The following is an 18,385-nucleotide window of genomic DNA, read 5'->3' as shown; positions in this document are numbered from 1 at the left end:
TTAGCGGTGCGCCTCGTGTCGCGCTGGATCAGCGTGCCCATCTACCACCGGCTGGCCGAGGCGCAACTGGGACGGCTGCCGGGCAGCGCCCCGGAGGCAGAAGCGCCAACACCTCAATCCCGGCAGTAGCCCTCGCCCGGGTGAACGGTCAGGCACCTCGCCTTGCCCGCCAGCCATTTCATGCCCGTCGCGTTGCCGTCGGTGGGCTTGATCGACTCCTGCTTCCCATCCCGCTCGAAGTGGATGGCGCCGTCCTTGGCGACGCCCTTGAACGTCCGTTCCGCGTCCAGGTCCTTGATGCGGACGTCGTAGCTCGCATCGCCCGTGGCGTCCAGCTGAAGGTAAGTGCCTTCCGGGCCGTTCCAGCGACCCGCCCAGGCCTGCGCGGGGTCAGGCGTTGCCGCTGACGTCGCAGGGGTCGTCGATGTTGACGCTGCAGGCGATGAGGCGACCGAGGACGGGGCAGCGGGATCCGATGGCGTGGGAGCCCTGCGGTCGCAGCCGGCGAGTCCCGCGGCCAGCATGATGATCGAGGCGGCCGTCAACGTCGTGATGTTCATTTCCAGTTTCTCCTTGAGTTCGTGGTGTCCGGGGCGCACGGATACAAGACCGAGCGTGAGCAAGCCAGGTGCCAGGGTCGGAAGCCGGGCGGGCATGGACCTCGCCCGTTCCGGCAGCACGGCGGTGCAGAGCGGCCTGAGCGCGGGCGGCTCACCCTGCCTTGCGGAAGGTCAGGTTGATCCGCTGACTCCCGAGGTCGGGATGGGGATGGTCCTTCAGCGCCATGACGCCGTGATAGCGCAGCCGGTCCTCGGCGCCCCACACGACCACGTCGCCGTGGAACAGCGGAATCTTCGCGGTCGCGTCTTCGCGTCGCAGTCCGCCGAACAGGAAGACAGCTGGCATGCCCAGCGACACCGACACGATCGGCGCGTCCAGGTCCTGCTCGTCCTTGTCCTGATGGAGGCTCAGCTTCGCGCCGGGCGCGTAGCGGTTCACCAGACAGGCGTCGGGTTCGAATCGCTCGAAGTCGGCTGCGGCCGCGGCGTCGTGCGCGAGACGCCTGAGCACCTCAGGCATCGCCGGCCAGGGCGACCCCGTCTCGGGATCGATCGTGGTGTACCGGTAACCCCGACGATCCGACATCCAACCGAGCGTGCCGCAATTGGTCATCGCGACGGACATGGTGTAGCCGCCCGGGGTCACCAGGTGGCGGAACGCAGAGATCCGTTCCACCTCGGCGATCGCCTTCAGCAACTCGCCGGCGACGGGCCGCGCGAATCCCCGCAGCACGCGCGCCCGTGGGCCGATCTCCTGGACGCCATCGATGTCCATGTCGTCGAACAGTCCCCGTGTGCTCACGCTGTGACCTCGTGTCGTGAAAGATCAGGTTGAAGGAATGGGCCAGTCCGGACCTCTGCCCTTGCAGGCCAAGAAGCCCGCCACAATGCCCGAAGCCACTGCCTTGAAGTGTGCAGGAACGGCGACCTCGACAACATGCAAGACACCGACCGACTGATCCACCTCGAAAGCTGATGATGAGCAGCCGCAGCGAAGACCTCCCCAACGCCCTCCACCCCGAGGACTTCTTCCCCGCCCTCGAGATCCGCCGCACCCGCGCCATCGTCGAGCGCGACATGCCGCTCATCGAATCGCTGCACGCGCCGGAGTACGAGCTCATCACGCCCGCAGGCCGGCTCTTCCGTCGCGACGAGTACCTCGCGCTGATCGCCGAGGCGCCCTTCTACGCCGGCTGGGAACACAGCGACATGCAAGTCCGCGCGTCGGAGGACCTCGCTGTCATCCGCTACCACGCGCGACTGAGCTTCCCGTCTGGCAAGATCGTCGACTGCTGGCACATGGACGTCTACGAGCGCCGCGCGGCCGGCTGGATGGCCGTGTGGTCGAAGGCGACGGCCGTGCCAGCCTTGTGACCTGACGCCATGCGATTCGCACTCCTCACCGCCGCCGTGCTCCTCGGAACCACCGCCTGCAATCCCAGCTCATCGTCCGCGCCTGGCGCTCAAGGCGCGATGTCGCCCGAGCTGCGCCAGTCGCTGCAGGAGATCGAACGGAAGGCACGCGAAGAGGAAGCCCGGCGCCCGCGCTTGACCACACTGAACGACGACGCGTGGCGCGCCATCCCCGAGGACAAGCTCGATGCCGCCGTGATCGCGTACATCGAAGGTCGCATCCACGGACAGATCGGCGAGCCGAAGCCGCTGGCCGCCCTGCCGCGCGGATTCCAGATCTTCCACGTCTCGTTCATCGTCGAAGCCGAGGTGGCGAACGGCGGCTTCAATCAGTTCTTCTGGAACAGTTCGGGAGAATCCGCGCCGCAAGTGCCGGCCGCATTGCGGGCCCTGGGCGCGGACGAAGCGGCCGCCCAGTTCGAACAGGTGTGGCGCGTCGCGGAACAGGATCGTCCGCGGCTCGCGCCATTCAAGGCGCGAGGCTCCTTGCAGGCCTTTTCAGAGTCCTACAAGGGCTCGCCGCTGAACGCCTACGACGACCCGTTCATGGCACTGGCGATGAAGTTTCCCGCCCTGCGCGTCGAGTATCTGAAGCGGCACATCGAGCAGTTCCGGGAGTGATCGCCGCGGTCGACGCCGCACGCGCCAGACAGCCACGGACGAACGTCCTTTCGGCCATGAAGCCCTCGCCACGCCGAAAAGCGAATCGCGCTTCGCCGCCTTCGACGCTTCCGGGGCCATTTCCCAGGTAGATCCACACGCCAACGCAGTGGCACGGTGCTTGCAAAAGATGAGGCAAGGAGCACCGCCCCATGTCGCATCCACTGGCCGAATACAGCCCGGAGACCGAGGTCCAGGAAGCCCCCCAGCCGGGGCCGCTGGCCGCCGTCGCGAAGCGCACCCCGGCCTCGGTCGGTGTCTTCAACGAAGGCCAGGTGCTGGAGCTCGCCGCGCAGTTGCTGGAGGCGCGCAGCGCGCCAGCGCTGGCCGCTTCGCTCAACCACCTGATCGCCCGCACGGCGCATCAGATCGGCACATCCGTCAATCCTGCCGCGGCGCGCGCGCTGCAAGGCGCGCTCAGCCAGGCCGCCCTCCGCGTCCTCCCCTGCACCGCCTGCCCGCGTGGCAACCAGCCTCTGGCCGCGGCGACGCGCGCCGCCGGCCTCGAGCTCGAAGGCCTCAGTCCCGAGGACAAGGAATTCGAGCTCGCCCGCAACTTCGTGCGCCTGGCCGCCGACGCCGTGCGCCACCTCGTCACCTCCCCTGACCGCCCGTCACCCCAGCGCGCCGCGCAGGCCGCGCTGGCACTGGCCGCGCGCCATCACGCCCCCGGTCTGCTTTCCTCACCCCCTCTCACCCAGGAGCCCACCATGCACGACATCGATCGCAACCAGATGGAGTACGAGAACGAGCAGTTCGAATACGGAGAGAACGAGTGGTCGACAGAATCCGGCGCGTTCAGCGAGGCCGAAGAACTCGAGCTCGCCGGCGAGTTGCTGTCCGTCGCCAACGAAAACGAGCTCGACCGTTTCCTCGGCGACCTCGTCAGCCGCGCGACCAAGGCCGTCGGGTCCTTCGCGCGCTCCCCCATCGGGCAGGCCGTCGGCGGCGTGCTCAAGGGTGTCGCCAAGAAGGCGCTGCCCATGGCGGGCACCGCCATCGGCACCTACTTCGGCGGGCCGCTGGGCGCCAAGATCGGCAGCGGCCTGGCCAACGCCGCCAGCAACGCGCTCGGCCTCGAAGCCGAGATGGCCGGCGAGGACCGCGAGTTCGAAGGCGCCAAGCAGTTCGTGCGCCTCGCCGCGCAGACCGCCGCGCAGGCCGCCTCCGCGCCGCCCAACGCCGACCCGCGCGCCGTCGCGCAGCAGGCCGCCGTGGCCGCGGCGAAGCAGCACGCGCCGGGCCTGCTCACCGGTGGCGCCGCGGCTGGCGCGAACACCCCGCAGACCGCCGGACGCCCGGGCGCCGCCACCAGCGGCCGCTGGGTCCGCCGCGGCCATCGCATCGTCATCTTCGGCGCGTGAACCACCATGGCCATCGGCACCTATCCCGCGTGGTTCCTGATGCAGGAATCGCGAGCGCTGCTGACGCGGCTGGCGCGGGTCAAGCCCTTCGCGCTGGTCGAGCCGATGCTGCCCGCGGCCAACCTGCTGCCGGCCACGCAGAGCGCGATCGAAGGCCACCTCATCGCGGGCCGGCGCGAGTTGCGCCGCCTCGTCCACGGCTTCATGGGCTGGCTCGCCAGCAGCGCCGCGCAACGCGCCAGCGCCGCCGAGGCGCAACGCCGCTTCGCCTATCTGCGGTTGAAGTTCAACGCCGTGCTGACGCAGTTCGACCTCTTCAGCGACGTCGTCACGCAGCGCAGCGAGAACGAGAGCGGCGTCTGGCTCTCCGGCCTCGACGTGCTGTCGGCCGACGCGCTCGCGCTGCGCGGGCGCTACTACCAGTCGCCGCCGGTGATCTGCTACCTCGACCGCGGCCCCGGCGCGGCCATCCGCCGCGCGCGCACCCGCCTGCCCGGCGGCGGCACGAGTCCCGTGGCCGTGATCCGCGTGCCGCGCGAACGCATGATCGGCAGCGGCATCGCCTCGTCGCTCGTGCATGAGGTCGGCCATCAGGCCGCGGCGCTGCTCGGCCTCGTCGATTCGCTGCGCCCGGTATTGCGCGGGCTGCAGCAAGGCGCCGGCGACGGCGCGGTGGCGTGGGGCCTCTACGAACGCTGGATCAGCGAGATCGTCGCCGACTTCTGGTCCGTCGCGCGCATCGGCGTGGCTGCGCCGACCGGGCTGATGGCCGTGGTCAGCCTGCCGCGCGCCTTCGTCTTCCGCATCAACGTCGACGACCCGCACCCGGTGCCGTGGCTGCGCGTGAAGCTCAGCTGCGCGATGGGCGACGCGCTCTACCCGCATCCGCAGTGGGCGCGGCTGGCCGCGATGTGGGAAGCCTTCTATCCGACCCGCGGCCTGGATGCCGAGTCGCTGCGTCTGCTGGATCGCCTGCAGGCGCTGATGCCTGCCTTCGTCAGCGTGCTCGTGCAACACCGCCCCGCGGCGCTGCGCGGCCGCACGCTGGCCCAGGTGCTGGACGTGGCCGAACGGCGGCCGGCCCGGCTCACGGCGCTGTTCCGGCTCTGGACGCGGGTGCCGGCGCTGATGTACCGGGCGCCGCCGTCGCTCGTCTTCGCGGTCATCGGCCAGGCGCGCTGCGACGGCCGACTCAGTCCCGAGGACGAATCCCTGCTGCTCGGCAAGCTGCTCACGCACTGGGCGCTCACCAGCACGCTGGACACCTCGTTGGCCTGCGCCGCGGCGCAGGGCCGCCGCTTCACTTCCACCGAAGGAGAACCCTGATGAGCAAGCACCACCACGACCACGACGACGATCGCCGGGCCTCGATCGAGGTCCGGGTGCGCGACCACGGCGGCGCGCACCGTCCGATCGCCCAGGCCCAGGTCGGCCTGTTCAACGCCGCCGGACTCGAGGCCGGCACATGGCCGGCCGACGACGACCTGCGGCAGCTCAAGCACAGCGACGACGACGGCCATCTTCGATTCGACGACGTCGAATCGGGCAGCTACAGGCTCTGCTTCCTGCACCACCCGAAGACATGGTCGGAGAGCTTCACCGTCGGCGAACGCGGCGCGTGCAGGCAAGACCTGGAACCGGACTTCTGCGCCCAACTGGAGCCGCGCTGGTTGTCGCGCGACTGCAAGGAACTGGATTGCCGCGCGCCCCAGGCCGGCGACCATCTGAAGGCCACGGTCAGTCACGCCAAGGACGCCAAGGTCCGCATCGTTCCGCCGCCCGGGTCGACCGAGCTGTCCCACGACAACACCGCCACGACGTTCTCCACCGCCGTGTCGCACGCCGGCCGTTTCGAGTTCGCCTACGAGCTGCGGTCTTCGGCGCTGGGCGTCGCCGCAGGCAAGCCCCCGTCCGCGCTGACGCTGACCCACGCCGGCCATGTCGCCCCGCTGCCGGCTCAGCCCGTCACCGGGCAGCTCGGCATCGCGCTCACCCGCACCGAGACCGAGCCGACCGAAGACATGACACTGTGGCTCGCCATCCGCAACGGCACCGATGCGCTGGGCTTCAACCACTACCTGCGCTTCATGGACGTGCTGTTCGGCGGCCGGCGCCACGGTCCGCGCCACGGCGACCGAGGCAGCGATCGGAGGGGCTTCGGCGATGGCGGCGTGAACGGCCAAGGTGGCCACGGCGGCCACGGCGGCCGCGGCTTCGAAGCCGAGAAGGAGGCGTTCGAGAAGCTCTCGCTGAAGCGCTTCCTGCCCTTCAACGACAGCGACGCGTACCGCGTGCTGAAGGCCGCGACCGAAGCCTTCGTGATGGTCAACTGCGGCGTGCTGCAGGGCGGCGAACACGACAACGCCTTCCATCCGCGCCACGACAACGCCTACCTGGACCGGCGCGACCTGCCCGCCTTCGACGACGCGCGCGGCAGCTTCGACGGCTACCTCGAACGGCCCGGCGGCATCCTGCCCTACCTCGCCCTCGTGGCGCGCAAGCTGCCCGACATCCCGATCATCGAAGGCAACCCGGACGGCGCCAACCTGGCCGTCGGCTTCGTGCACGACAAGCTGGCCAACCCCTGCCTGGTCGAGCTGATCTGGTCGTACTGGCACGAGGAGGCGATGCTGGTGCAGACGATGAACGCGGTGACGCGGCGCTTCCAGAACCGCGGCGCGCCGGGCACGCCCGATCCGCTGGCCAACCTCGAGATCGACCCGCTGCGCCCGCTGAACAGCGTGCTGTGGGGCTACACGCAGGACGAGCAGCATCGGCTCACCGTGAACCGGCGCAATGCCGAGTACGCCCACCAGTACGGCCTGACGCTGCGCGGCAAGGCGGTGAAGGACTTCCGGATCGCCGACTCGCGCTCGCAGTTCCTCGAGGGCTTCCACCACCTGCTGCGGCTGCTGACCTCGTTCTACAAGCAGGACGACGACACCACGGTCAAGGCCGACGCCTTCCCCGTGCTGAACGCGCTGAAGGAGGTCCACCTGGTGATGTCGCAAGGCGCGCACAACAACTTCGGCGAGCTCGCGACCACCGCGCGCATCGAGATGCTGATGCAGCAATGGCTGCTCGGCCGCCCCGAGTTCCGCGAATTCCTGCCCAGCCGCATCATGGTGGCCTACCCCGAGCCGTGGATGGACCGCGTCGATGCGATGAAGAAGCTGCAGGGCTGGACCGACACCAGCGTCGTGCACTTCCGCAACCTGGCGATCTTCGGCGAGCAGATGATGCTGTCCATCCGCTTCGGCGCGTGGAGCGAGGTCTACGAGCCGACCCAGGCCTTCAACTGGGCGCGCTTCTGGCGGCCGCAGGTCCAGGGCTACATCCACGCGTACCGCGCGGCGACCGGCGTGGACCTCGGCAGCGAGACCTTCGACCCGAGCGCCGATGCCACCCCGCCGTCGCTGCTGATGCAGCGCCGGCTGGCCCAGCAGCAGCGCAACGCCTGACCCCGGGAGCGCGGCCATGCTCGACTTCACGTCGTCGCTGTACCTGGGGCTGCGTCATCCGGTGGGCTCGCACCACCCGCTGGACGGCATCCGGGGCTGGCCGGCCCTGAGCCTGGGCCGCCCCGCGGCGCTGCAGGCGCCGCCAGGCGCCGACGCGGTGGCGCGCGAACTCGCTGCGCTGCAGGGCTGCGAGGCGGCCACGCTGCTGCCGTCGACGCTGCACCTGTTCTGGGACCTGTTCGGGCAGCTGGCAAGACCTGGCACCGTGATCTGCGTCGAAGACGGCACTTACGCCATCGCGCGCTGGGGCATCGAACGCGCCGCGGCGCGCGGCGCGACGGTGCATGGCTTCGCGGCGGCCGATGCCGATGGGCTTGAACGCCTCGCCGCCCGTGCAGCCCAGGCCACCAAGGACACTGGGACCGGCGGCGCGGGTCCGCGGCTGCTCATCGTCTGCGACGGTTTCCGTCCAGGCCGCGAGCATCAGTCGCCGATCGGCCGCTACGCCGCGACGGCCGCGCGCCATGGCGGCTGCCTGGTGCTCGACGACACGCAGGCGCTCGGCGTGCTCGGGCCCGCGGGCGGCGGGTCGCTGCGCCAGCACGGCCTCGAGGGCGCGCCGGTGATCGTCGGCGCATCGCTGGCCAAAGGCTTCGGCGTGCCGATGGCGGTGCTGTCCGGCAGCGCCGCGACGCTGCGCTGGTTCGAGGCCCGCAGCGAGACACGCGTGCACACCAGCCCGCCGACGCTGGCGGTGATCGAGGCGGCGCGCCACGCGCTGGCGCTGAACCGCCGCTTCGGTGATGCGCTGCGGGCTCGCCTGATGCAACGCGTGCGGCAGTTCCGAAGCCGGCTTGCGGCGCTGCGCCTGCGCTGCACGGGTGGCGATTTCCCGGTGCAATCGCTCGCGCCGCTGCCCGGCGTCGACATGTCGGCGCTGCACGCCGCGCTGCTGCGGCGACAGGTCCGCACCGTGCTGCACGCCGAAGGCGCGTCGGATCAACCGCCCCCGCCATCGCAGGCGCGCCTGAGTTTCGTGATCACCGCGACACACACCGCGGCCTGCATCGAGCGAGCCGTGTCGGCGCTCGTGCAAGCCCTGACCGCGTTGCGGCGCCCCATCCACCCCTTCCTTGCGGAGGCTCCATGAATCCCACGACATCCTTCGAGTTGCTGTCCACCGGCAACGAATTCGAAACCGCGTCCGAAGAGTTCGAGCGCGGTTATCGGGGCGGCCGCTCCGGCGGTCCCCGTTACGGCGGTTCGCAGCGCCGCTATCCGTCGTCACAACGGAGATCGCCCCAACGGTCGTCGCAACGGCCCCCGTCGCCATCGTCCCGGCCCTCGCGCTCGTCGCCCTGGGGCCGTTATGGCGGCCCCGCCTGGGAACCCGCGCCGTGGCCGGCCTGGGGTGGTCCCGGCTCGCGCTACCAGCGCTGCATGCAGCAGTGCCTGGCGTCGCCCTATGCGCCCCCCTATGCGCCACCGTATGCGCCACCAGAACCTGCCCCCGTTCCCGCTGCCGACCCTGGTCCGGCGGCGGCGCCCGATGCCCCCAGCGAGGAGATGAGCATGCACCCGATCCGTTGCAACTGCCCCCGATGCGGTGGCGCCCAGGAGACCTTCGAGTTCGCCGCCGAGGGCGCAGGGGAATACGAAAACGAAGGCCTGGGCGAGTACGAAGGCCAGTACGAAGGGCAGTTCGCGGGCGAGTACGAATACGAGGGTCAGCACGAGAGCCAACACGAGGGCGCATTCGCAGGGGAATACGCCGGGGAATACGCAGGCGAATACGAAGGCCAGGGCGAGTCCGGTTCGCCGTTCAGCGAGGCCGAGGAGATCGCCCTCGCCGCCGAACTGCTGTCGGTGTCCAGCGAGGCCGAACTCGAGCAGTTCCTCGGCAAGCTGTGGAAAGGCGTCAAGAAGGTGGCCGGCACGGTCGGCAAGATCGCCAAGCCCTTCTCGGGCGTGCTGAAGGCGGTGGCCAAGAAGGCGTTGCCCTTCGTCGGCGGTGCGCTGGGGTCGATGATCCCGATCCCGGGCGTCGGCACCGCGCTCGGCACGGCGCTGGGCAGCGCGGTGAGCTCGGCGCTGGAGATGGAATTCGAAGGCCTGGAGCTGGAGGACCGCGAGTTCGAGATGGCGCGCCGCTTCGTGCGCATCGCCGGCACGGCCGCGCAGCAGACCGCCGACGGCACCGCGCCGGCCGAGTTCGAGGCCGCGGTGGCCGCCGCCGCGCAGCAGCACCTGCCGCATTTCAGCGGCCGCGTGCTGCCAGGCATGCCGGGTGCGCCGGGCACGCCGGCTCGTCCGGGCGGACCGGGCGCCGCGGGCCGCCGCCATGGCGGCACCTGGACACGCCGCGGCGCCACGCTGGTCTTGCACGGCGTCTGATCAGGCGCTCACCGGGAGACGCACATGGACACGCGTGAATTCGAGATCGTCGGCGAATGGGGCCTGGGCAGCGTGATCGGCGGCATCGGCAGCCGCATCGGTCAGATCGCCGGACAGGTCGCCGGCAAGCTGGCCGATGCGGCCGGCGGGGGCGCCGGCATCATCGACCTGACCGACAAGGCCGACAAGAGCAACCGCCACGGCATGCGGCCGGCCTCGCAGGTGAAGGCGCTGGTGCTGCACCAGATGGCCTGCTGCCGCAACCGCAAGAACGCGTTGACGGACTACCTGAAGATCGGCTCTCACTTCGCGATCATGGCCGACGGCCGCATCCTGCAACTGCACCCGGAGCTCGCGATGGTCTGGGCCAGCAACGGCTTCAATCACGGCAGCGTCGCGGTGGAGTTCGCGGGCAACTTCCCCAACACCAAGGGCAAGTGGTGGCAGGGCGACAAGTACGGCCGCGACCAGGTCACGCCGGCGCAGCTGGAAGCCGGCCGCCGGCTGGTGCGCCATCTGGTCGCGAAGATCGGGCTGAAGACGATCCTGGCGCACCGCCAGAGCAGCGCCTCGCGCGAGAACGATCCCGGTCCCGACATCTGGTACCACGTCGGGCAATGGGCCGTCGACACGCTGAAGCTGAGCGACGGCGGATCGGGCTTCAAGGTCGGCGACGGCAACGCGATCCCCGAGCTGTGGCGCACCTGGGGGCGCAGCGCGCCGGTCAAGGAGGCCGAGTTCGGTGAGGTCGGCGAGGTCGGTGAACACGGCGAACAGGAAGGCGAGCAGGAGAGCGCCTTCGGTCCCCTGAGCGCCGACCTGGAATGGCTGAAGGGGTCCTTCACGCGCGCGCAGATCCGCAAGGCCGGCAGCGCCTTCCAGCACTTCGGAGGCGTCTACATCGCCTTCAAACCCGGTGCCACGCCGACCACGCCGACGATCCTGAAAGTCGGCATGAGCGACACCTTCGGCCGGCGCATGGGCGACAAGGAACACGTCGACCTCGAGCGGGACCACAAGGCGCTGCGCTACTACCTGGCCAAGGTCCGCGGCCATCGTGGCGCGCAAGGGGTGGCCGGCGTGGTGCGCATGGTCGAGCTCGCGCTCGTCCGCCTGATGCATCGCGCCGGAAAGCTGGGCGACAAGGACCTGCCCTACAAGCTGACGCCCACGCTCGGCGCGATTCGGATCAAGCATGTCCTGCCGCCCGACCTGGCGGATCTGATGTCCGTCGCGGTGACGAAGACCGCGATCGATCCGAAGGTCCGCCTCCCGATGCCGGCGGGACAGCTCGTCCTGCCCAAGGGCGTGGCGTGGGAGTTCGAGCACGTCGCCCCGGCACGGCCATGATCATCGACTGCCACTGCCATGCCGGCCCCGGCGACGGCTTCACCGGGCCGTGGGACAGCGGCGCGCCGCTGCGCGACTACGCGCGGCGCGCCGCGCAGGCCGGCATCGGACGCACGGTGATCTTCGCGGCCTTCCACTCCGACTACGAGCGAGCGAATGCCGAGGTCGCGCGCATCGTGGCCGCGCAGCCGCGGCGCTGGATCGGTTTCGTCTTCGTGAACGCGGCGCGCGACCGCGGTCGCATCGGCGAACTGGTGCGCACGGGCGTCGAGGAGCACGGCTTCGTCGGCATCAAGCTGCATCGCCACGATGCCAACATCTCGCGCGAGGTCTGCGAGGCGGCGCGCGAATACGCGCTGCCGGTGCTCTACGACGTGGTCGGAGAAACGGCGCAGGCGGAGCTGCTGGCGCAGGAGTTCCCCGACGTGGACTTCATCGTGCCGCACCTGGGCAGTTTCTCCGACGACTGGCGCGCGCAGCGCGCGCTGATCGATCCGCTGGTGCGCCACGCCAACATCCACGCCGACACCTCCGGCGTGCGCCGCTTCGACATCCTGGCCGAGGCCGTGCAGCGCGCCGGCGCGCACAAGCTGCTGTTCGGCAGCGACGGCCCGTGGCTGCATCCCGGCGTCGAGCTGGCCAAGGTGCGCGCGCTCGGCCTGTCCGCGTCGGACGAGGCGCTGGTGACCGGCGGCAACCTGCTGCGCCTGACCGCGCGTGCACGGCGCCGCGCCACGCTCACACCAGCGCGCGCTGGCTGGCTCGCCGGATCTGCAAGGCACGGTCGGTGACGCCCAGGCGCGCCGCGGCGCGCTGCAGGTTGCCGTCTTCGCACTCCAGCGCCATCTCCACCGCGAGCTCGGTGGCGCGCTGGCTGATGTCCTTCATGCCGATGCCCAGTTGCACCGCCGAGCGGACCGCCGACCGGAAGCTGTTGTCCGGCCACAGCGGCGGCGCGCCGGGCACCGCATGGTCCTCCGGCGGGATGTCGCCGACGGTGATCGGCCCGCGGCCGCAGTGGCGCTGGCAGATGCGCGTGACCAGCTGGCGCAGGTCGCGCACGTTGCCGGGGTAGTCGCGGGCGACGAGGAACTCGCGCACCGCGGGATCGATGGTCGGCTCGACGGCCGGACCTTCTGGCCCGTCCCGCCCTTCCCGCCCGTTCGATGCCGGCAGCAGCTCGCGCATGAAGTGCAGCGCCAGCGGCAGCACGTCGTCCTTGCGCTCGCGCAGCGGCAGCGTGCGGCACTGCCAGCCGGCGATGCGGTAGTAGAAGTCCGCGCGGAAGCTGCCGTCGGCGATGCCGCGCACCAGATCGCGGTGCGTGGCCGAGACCAGGCGCAGGTCGCTGTGCTGCCAGGTGTTGCTGCCCACGCGCTTGTACTGGCGCTCCTGCACCGCGCGCAGCAGCCGGGCCTGGAGCTCGCACGGCAGCTCGCCGACCTCGTCGAGGAACAGCGTGCCCTTGTGGGCCAGCGCGAAGGCGCCTTCGCGCGATCCCACCGCGCCGGTGAAGGCGCCACGCTCATGGCCGAAGAACTCGCTGCCGGAGAGCTCCGGCGACAGCGTCGTGCAGTCGACGACGACGAACTCGCCCTTGTCGGGACGCGGGTCGAGGTCGTGGATCAGCCGCGCGATCAGCTCCTTGCCGGTGCCGCTTTCGCCGGTGATCAGCACCGACGCCGAGGTGGAGACCGTCGCCTCGATCACGCCGCGCATCGTGCGCCGCCACGCCGGGCTGGTGCCGACCAGGCAGGACGCGACCGCGGGCGAATCGACCAGGGCATCGACCCGGCGCCAATGCTGCAGCCGCGCGCTGATCTCGTCGGCCGTCGCGGGCAGCTCGGGCCACTGCAGCACATCGCGCGCGCCGGCATGCACGAGGTGCCATTGCGCGGCGCTCGACAGGGCCTCGGCGCCGACGCAGATCGCCAGCACCAGTGCGCTGTCGCCATGCCGTCGCAACAGCGTGAGGACTTCGTCGTCGCAGGCGCCGAAAAAGACCAGACCCAGCGTCGCGCCGTCCTCGGGCGTCGACGCGCTCGCGGCGATGCCCGCGCGCGCCAGCAGCGAGAGGCATCGCTCATGCAGACCGGCGTCGCACGACCCGGTAAAGGCGATCCAGGCCGACGGCGCCAAGTGCTCCCCCCAAGGAATGTCTTGTCCGATTCGTAACCGGCGACCTTCCCATTCCCTTTCGAGAGGCCTGAACCGCGATCACGTCCGAGTCAGTCTAGGTTCTGTGGTCCTGGGCGACATCCCTAACCTCGTGATGCAACGAGATGCTTCCGCAGTGCTGATGAGGCAGAGCGGAGAAAGATCGACGACTTCATCTTGTGGTCACACCGCCATCACCCCGCCCTCATCCCGCCCTCACCCGCCCTCACCCGCCCTCACCCGGCCCTTCCCATCGCGCTTCCCGCGCAGCATCTCGTGGTCCGCGCGCTCGATGAGCTCATGCGCGCCGGCCTCGTCGTCCGGCGAGAACACCGCGACGCCCGCGGTCACGCCCACCGTCACGGTCACTCCGGAGGTCAACACGATCGGCTCGCCGATCGCGTCGACGACACGTGCCAGCACCGCCCGCCATTCCCCGTCCTCGATGCAGGTCAGGACCAGCACGAACTCGTCGCCGCCCAGCCGCGCCACCGTGTCCAGCGGGCGGATGCCCGCCATGAGGCGCGCCGCCACGGTCTGCAGCAGCTGGTCGCCCGCGTCGTGCCCCTGCGCGTCGTTGACCGCCTTGAAGCCGTCCAGATCCAGGTAGCAGACGGCCACCTGCTTGCGCTCGCGCCGCGCCAGCGCCAGCGCCTGCTCGATCCGGTCGTACAGCAGCACGCGGTTGGGCAACTGCGTCAGCGCGTCGTGGAAGGCCGCGTGCGCAAGGTTCTCATGCGCCGTCTTCATCGCGGTGATGTCGACCGCCATCGCGAAGATCTCGGTGTCCGACAAGGGCACCGCGCCGAAGTCCACCCACACCGCCTCGCCGGACTTGCTCCGCATCCGGATCTGCGAGCGGTAGTAGCCGTGCTCGGCCATCGCCGCGTAGACCTGCCGGCCCACCTCCTCGAACTGCTCTTCGTCCCAGTAGAAGACCCGCGCGGACGCGCCCTGCAACTCGCCCGGGCCGTAGCCCAGCAGCCGTTCCACCGCCCGGTTGCGCCAGGTGATCGTGCGGCGCGCGATCTTCGCCATGCCGACCAGGTCGCTGTCCAGCATCGCCGCCTGCTCGCGCTGCAGGCGCCGCTGCTGCGTGACGTCGCGGCCCGACGAGAACACCAGCAGCTCGCCGCCGATCTCGGTGACGCTCAGTTGCAGCTCCACATCGATGACCTCGCCGTCGTCGCGCCGGTGCTGCACGTCGATGCGCTGCCGGTCCCCCGCCTTGATCCGGGAGAGCCAGCCGGCGATCGCGGCCTCGTCCTGGTTGACGTCCCAGCTGGCGATGTGCCGCCCCAGCAGCGATACGCGCGTCGACTTCAACATCTCCGCGAACGCGTCGCTGAACTCCACCAGCCGCCCCCGCCGGTCGACGATGTGGATGCCGTCGGCCGAGACGCGCATCAGCGCCTGGATCCGCTGGCCCTGATCGGCCAGCGCCTGCATCGCCCGGTCCTGCCGCCGCGTGGCGCGATGGACCTGCCACATCGCCAGCGCCACCAGCAGCCACGCGAGCGCGGCCAGCGAGACCACCGTCCCGGCCTGCTGCCGCCAGGGCTGGAAAAAACGATCGTTGTTCACGCCGGCGTAGACGACGAAGGGCCAGTCGTCCAGCGCGCGGTAGGCCGTGGTGCGGTCCTGTCCGTCGATCGTCACGATCGACACGAAGGTCCCCTGGCGCGGCTGCGCGGCCAGCATCTCGCGCAGCTTGTCCGTGACCTGCGTGTCGCCCACCTTCCCCTGCGCCGCACTGCCCGGCGCCATGCGCGCGACCAGCCGCAGGTCGTCGCGGCGCAGCGTCATCGCGTCGAGCGGCGCGAGGTCGTAGCGTTCGAAGAGATGCCGGAAATGATCGACGCCCACGGTCACGTAGACGAAACCCGCGAAGCGGTCGCGCACCACCAGCGGCCGCCCGAAACCGATCACCCAGTTGCCGGACACCCGCGAGACCAGCGGGCCGGTGACCTGCGTCACGGGCTTCGAGAGGTCGCGGGCCTTGATGAAGAAGTCGCGATCGGTGATCGACGCGGGCGAGTTGGCCGGCAGCCGCGTGCCCCAGCGCACCTGCCCGGTCGCGTCGGCGGCGCGCAGCGCCTCGATGCCGAAGAGCAGGCCGAAGCGCGCGTTGAGGACCTCGTTCAGCACCGCGTCGGAGGCGCCGCCCGGCGCGGCCAGCAGCCGTTCCATCTCGCCCGCGGTCGCGCGCAGGACCGCGTCGACGCGGCCCATCTCGGCGGCGACGTTGAGTTGCGCGACGGCGGCCAGCCCTTCGGACACGTCGCGCGCCTGCGCCGCGTAGGCGCGGTGGGACGTGGCCAGCACATGCGCGACGAGCGCGCCCAGCACCAGCGCGACGGTCAGGTTGGCGCCGACCAGCCAGGCCGTCATGCGGCGCCGGCGGCGCACGGCGCCGTCGACGAGGACTTGCGGATCGGAAAGCGGCATGCCGGGATGGTGCCTCAGCCGGACGCCGTCCGACACCCGTGACGCGGCCTCGGCCCCTGTGTTTTCCCGAGTCCCCACATTCGGGGATGACCGGCGCGCGCATCCGTCCTAGCCTTCGACTTTCACTCAGAAGAATCATCGGGGGGATGGCCATGGACACGAACGACGGCACCGAGCCCAGGAAGCGCAACCTCGTGCTCTTCTGCGACGGCACGAACAACACGCTCACCGGCGGCATCGAGGACACCAACGTCCTGAAGCTGTTCGGCTACCTGCGCAGCCAGCAGCCCACCATCGATTCGCTGCTGTACTACGACCCCGGCGTCGGTTCGCCCGACTCGGCCCCGCCCACCGGCCTCATCGACCTGATCAAGCGCCGCTGGGCGCGCATCGCCGGGCTGGCCTCGGGCCAGGGTGTCTACGACAACATCGGCGAGGGCTACCGCTTCCTGATGCGCCACTTCGACGAGCGCATCGACGATCGCATCTTCTGCTTCGGTTTTTCGCGCGGCGCGTTCACGGCGCGCGCGATCGTCGGCATGGTGAACCTCTTCGGCATCCTGCGCCCCGAGCACGAGGAACTGATCCCGACGCTGGTCCGGATCTACTTCTCGCAGCCGCCGATCGAGGAACAGGCCGAGGGCCGCAAGAGCTGGCGGCGCGCGCTCGCCCGCGTCGTGCACCGCTGGTTCGCCAGACCGGGCCAGGAAGGCGCGCGCGGCGCCCAGGGCGGCGAGGAGGCCACCGCGGCCTCGCGCAACCGGCTCGCGGAGCAGGTCCGGCGCAACTTCGCGCGGCCCGCGGACGTCTTCTGGGTCGGCGTCTGGGACACCGTCGAATCGGTCGGCCTGCCGCCCTTCGGGTCGCGGGACAACCCGGCCACGGCGACCTTCGCCGACAAGAAGCACATGCTCCATGTCCGCCACGCGCTGGCCTTCGACGAGCACCGCTGGCCCTTCCTGCCGCGCGTCTACGACTCGCCGAGCCGCGTCGACGTGCCGGGCGTCGACCGCTTCGACCGGCTGATCGTGCGCACCCTGCGCCAGCTCTGGTTCCCGGGCGTGCATTGCGATGTCGGCGGCAGTTATCCGTCGCAATCGGACGAGAGCCGGCGGTATCCCCACGGCCGCACCGGCCTGCCCGACGCCTCGATGGTGTGGATGCTCAACGAGGCGGCGGCGGAGCTCGGCGTCCCGCCGCTGACCCGCCTGCCCGCCGGCAGCGATGCCTTCGGCATGCCGCTGCCGGAGCCCTTCGTGGGCACGCTGCCGCTGCGCCACGACGCGCTGCACGACACGCCGCTCTGGGCGCTCGCCGGCATGACGGTGCGGCGCACGACGACGGAGGAAGTGCGCATCCCCAAGGGCCGGCAGCGGATCCCGGTCGACGTGGTGGCCGAGTCGCCGCCCGCGCCGTTCCAGGGCCCCAGCGTCTGGGACGAACGGCGATCGCTGCCGTGGCTGCTGTCCGCGATCGCCGCCGGCGCCGTGCTGCTGCTGCTGTCCGGCTGGAACCTGCAGCAGCTGCCCTTCCTGCAGTCGAGGCTGCCGCCGCAGGGCGACTGGTCGGACTGCCTGATGCGCTGCGCGGTGGCGCCGCTGGAATTCGCCCGGCACCAGCTGGGTCTCCTGTTCCATGGCTGGCCGCATTACCTCGGCTGGATCCGGCAGGAGCGCGCGGCCCTCTTCCTGGGCCTGGCCTGGGACCTGGCCTTCCTGGTGGCGGCGGCCTATCTGCTGTCGCGGCTGGCCACGCGCGTGTTCACGTGGATGGCGGGCTGGCGCAAGCCCGGGGACCATCGATCGCGGCTGCTGCTGGCCATCGGCTGGCTGCCGGCGCTGGCCTTCGGCGCCGATGCGCTCGAGGACCTGTCGACGATGGCCGCCGTGGTCATCGACCTGGTCGGCATGCCCAGGGTCGCGAGCCTGACGCTGCTGCTCATGAGCGCCTTCTCGGTGGTGAAGATCGCCGCCTGGACACTGGGCATCGTGATCTTCGGCGGCGGCCGCTCGCTGCTGGCGGTGCTGCCGATCAAGACGGTCGGCAAGGTCGGGCGCAAGGCCTGACCCCACCGCTCAGAGGCTTTCCATCGCCTTCTCTTGCGCCTGCTCCTTCAGCGTGCCGCCCTTGGGCTTGAGCAGGTCGCGGGCGTTGGGGATGCCGGAGCCGGCCGTTGCAGGCGACGGCGGCGCCTTGTAGGCCGGCATGACGGAGATCGTGCCGCCCTTGACCGCCTGCTCGGTGCTGCCCGCCGGGCAGGCATCGTTGGTGTAGAGCACGCTGCCGTTGACCAGGCAGCGGCGCGCGCGGCCGGGGGTCGGATTCGCCCGCGGGCCGTCCGCCGTTTCGGGCGGGCTCTCGGCGAAGGGGTTCCTGGGAACCTCGACCTTCTCCGCCTGGCGCTCGACCTGCCGCGCGGCATCGCGCAGGAACGGGATCTCGTCCCGCTTCTTCCAGCCGACGACGCCCAGGACGGCGACCACGATGATGAGCAGAACGGCTCTCACGTCTTGTTCTCCCTGTTTCTCTTTGACGGACGGATTGTCACCGCGCCGCAACCTCCCGCAACGAACATGAC

At 70.5% G+C, this 18,385-nt stretch carries 16 protein-coding genes; 11 read left to right on the top strand and 5 right to left on the bottom strand.

What is annotated here, in order from left to right; translation table 11 throughout:
• The first annotated feature begins 6 nt into the window (after positions 1–6).
• Positions 7–129, top strand: a complete 123-nt coding sequence (locus tag AC07OZ_RS01745; RefSeq protein ID WP_495465444.1) for a hypothetical protein — start codon at positions 7–9, stop codon at positions 127–129.
• Here AC07OZ_RS01745 and AC07OZ_RS01740 read toward each other — a convergent pair.
• Positions 114–560, bottom strand: a complete 447-nt coding sequence (locus AC07OZ_RS01740; protein ID WP_495465443.1) for a hypothetical protein — start codon at positions 558–560, stop codon at positions 114–116. The two genes, AC07OZ_RS01745 and AC07OZ_RS01740, sit on opposite strands and share 16 nt — an antisense overlap.
• Positions 561–711: 151 nt before the next feature.
• Entirely contained in the window at positions 712–1,362 is a 651-nt protein-coding gene (gene alkB / locus AC07OZ_RS01735) for a DNA oxidative demethylase AlkB (RefSeq protein ID WP_495465442.1), read from the bottom strand.
• 176 nt (positions 1,363–1,538) lie between these two features.
• On the opposite strand from alkB, the gene AC07OZ_RS01730 reads away from it, so the two are divergent.
• The 9 genes from AC07OZ_RS01730 to AC07OZ_RS01690 all read left to right on the top strand — a co-directional run bounded on the left by AC07OZ_RS01730 (position 1,539) and on the right by AC07OZ_RS01690 (position 11,993).
• Positions 1,539–1,934, top strand: coding sequence for a nuclear transport factor 2 family protein (locus tag AC07OZ_RS01730; RefSeq protein ID WP_495465441.1), 396 nt, complete (start codon positions 1,539–1,541; stop codon positions 1,932–1,934).
• A 9-nt stretch (positions 1,935–1,943) separates the two neighbouring features.
• A complete protein-coding gene (locus AC07OZ_RS01725) occupies positions 1,944–2,594 on the top strand; it encodes a DMP19 family protein (RefSeq protein ID WP_495465440.1) in 651 nt (216 codons plus the stop codon).
• 191 nt (positions 2,595–2,785) lie between these two features.
• Positions 2,786–3,997, top strand: a complete 1,212-nt coding sequence (locus AC07OZ_RS01720) for a hypothetical protein (RefSeq protein ID WP_495465439.1) — start codon at positions 2,786–2,788, stop codon at positions 3,995–3,997.
• Between the two features lie 6 nt (positions 3,998–4,003).
• The gene (locus AC07OZ_RS01715; RefSeq protein ID WP_495465438.1) at positions 4,004–5,323 is read left to right on the top strand and encodes a hypothetical protein; all 1,320 of its coding nucleotides are present in this window, start codon (positions 4,004–4,006) and stop codon (positions 5,321–5,323) included.
• Positions 5,323–7,458 (top strand): carboxypeptidase-like regulatory domain-containing protein, encoded by a 2,136-nt coding sequence (locus AC07OZ_RS01710; RefSeq protein ID WP_495465437.1) that lies wholly within the window; start codon positions 5,323–5,325, stop codon positions 7,456–7,458. Before AC07OZ_RS01715 ends, AC07OZ_RS01710 begins: the two co-directional genes overlap by 1 nt.
• A 16-nt stretch (positions 7,459–7,474) precedes the next feature.
• Complete coding sequence (locus tag AC07OZ_RS01705) at positions 7,475–8,608, top strand: aminotransferase class I/II-fold pyridoxal phosphate-dependent enzyme (RefSeq protein ID WP_495465436.1); 1,134 nt, start codon at positions 7,475–7,477, stop codon at positions 8,606–8,608.
• On the top strand, positions 8,605–9,852 hold the full coding sequence (locus tag AC07OZ_RS01700) for a hypothetical protein (RefSeq protein WP_495465435.1): 1,248 nt from the start codon (positions 8,605–8,607) through the stop codon (positions 9,850–9,852). Before AC07OZ_RS01705 ends, AC07OZ_RS01700 begins: the two co-directional genes overlap by 4 nt.
• A gap of 24 nt (positions 9,853–9,876) precedes the next feature.
• Positions 9,877–11,202 carry a peptidoglycan recognition protein family protein gene (locus AC07OZ_RS01695; RefSeq protein ID WP_495465434.1) on the top strand — a complete coding sequence of 442 codons (1,326 nt, stop codon included), beginning with the start codon at positions 9,877–9,879 and terminating at the stop codon, positions 11,200–11,202.
• A complete protein-coding gene (locus tag AC07OZ_RS01690; protein WP_495465433.1) occupies positions 11,199–11,993 on the top strand; it encodes an amidohydrolase family protein in 795 nt (264 codons plus the stop codon). Before AC07OZ_RS01695 ends, AC07OZ_RS01690 begins: the two co-directional genes overlap by 4 nt.
• Here AC07OZ_RS01690 and AC07OZ_RS01685 read toward each other — a convergent pair.
• Together AC07OZ_RS01685 and AC07OZ_RS01680 are read right to left on the bottom strand one after the other, a co-directional pair.
• Positions 11,941–13,341, bottom strand: coding sequence for a sigma 54-interacting transcriptional regulator (locus tag AC07OZ_RS01685; protein WP_495465432.1), 1,401 nt, complete (start codon positions 13,339–13,341; stop codon positions 11,941–11,943). The genes AC07OZ_RS01690 and AC07OZ_RS01685 overlap by 53 nt on opposite strands.
• Before the next feature lie 234 nt (positions 13,342–13,575).
• Positions 13,576–15,807: a bifunctional diguanylate cyclase/phosphodiesterase gene (locus AC07OZ_RS01680; protein ID WP_495465431.1), complete on the bottom strand. Its 2,232-nt coding sequence runs from the start codon at positions 15,805–15,807 to the stop codon at positions 13,576–13,578.
• A 152-nt stretch (positions 15,808–15,959) separates the two neighbouring features.
• Here AC07OZ_RS01680 and AC07OZ_RS01675 point away from each other — a divergent pair, with 152 nt between their 5' ends.
• Positions 15,960–17,873, top strand: a complete 1,914-nt coding sequence (locus tag AC07OZ_RS01675; RefSeq protein WP_495465430.1) for a T6SS phospholipase effector Tle1-like catalytic domain-containing protein — start codon at positions 15,960–15,962, stop codon at positions 17,871–17,873.
• 9 nt (positions 17,874–17,882) lie between these two features.
• Here the strand turns inward: AC07OZ_RS01675 and AC07OZ_RS01670 are convergent, their stop codons facing one another.
• Positions 17,883–18,314, bottom strand: coding sequence for a hypothetical protein (locus AC07OZ_RS01670; RefSeq protein ID WP_495465429.1), 432 nt, complete (start codon positions 18,312–18,314; stop codon positions 17,883–17,885).
• Between the last annotated feature and the right edge of the window lie 71 nt (positions 18,315–18,385).

It is taken from the genome of Roseateles sp. GW821-FHT09G03 (assembly GCF_059416045.1).
Note: the sequence above shows the minus strand (reverse complement) of the source record. Positions and strands in the feature narration are given on the sequence as shown.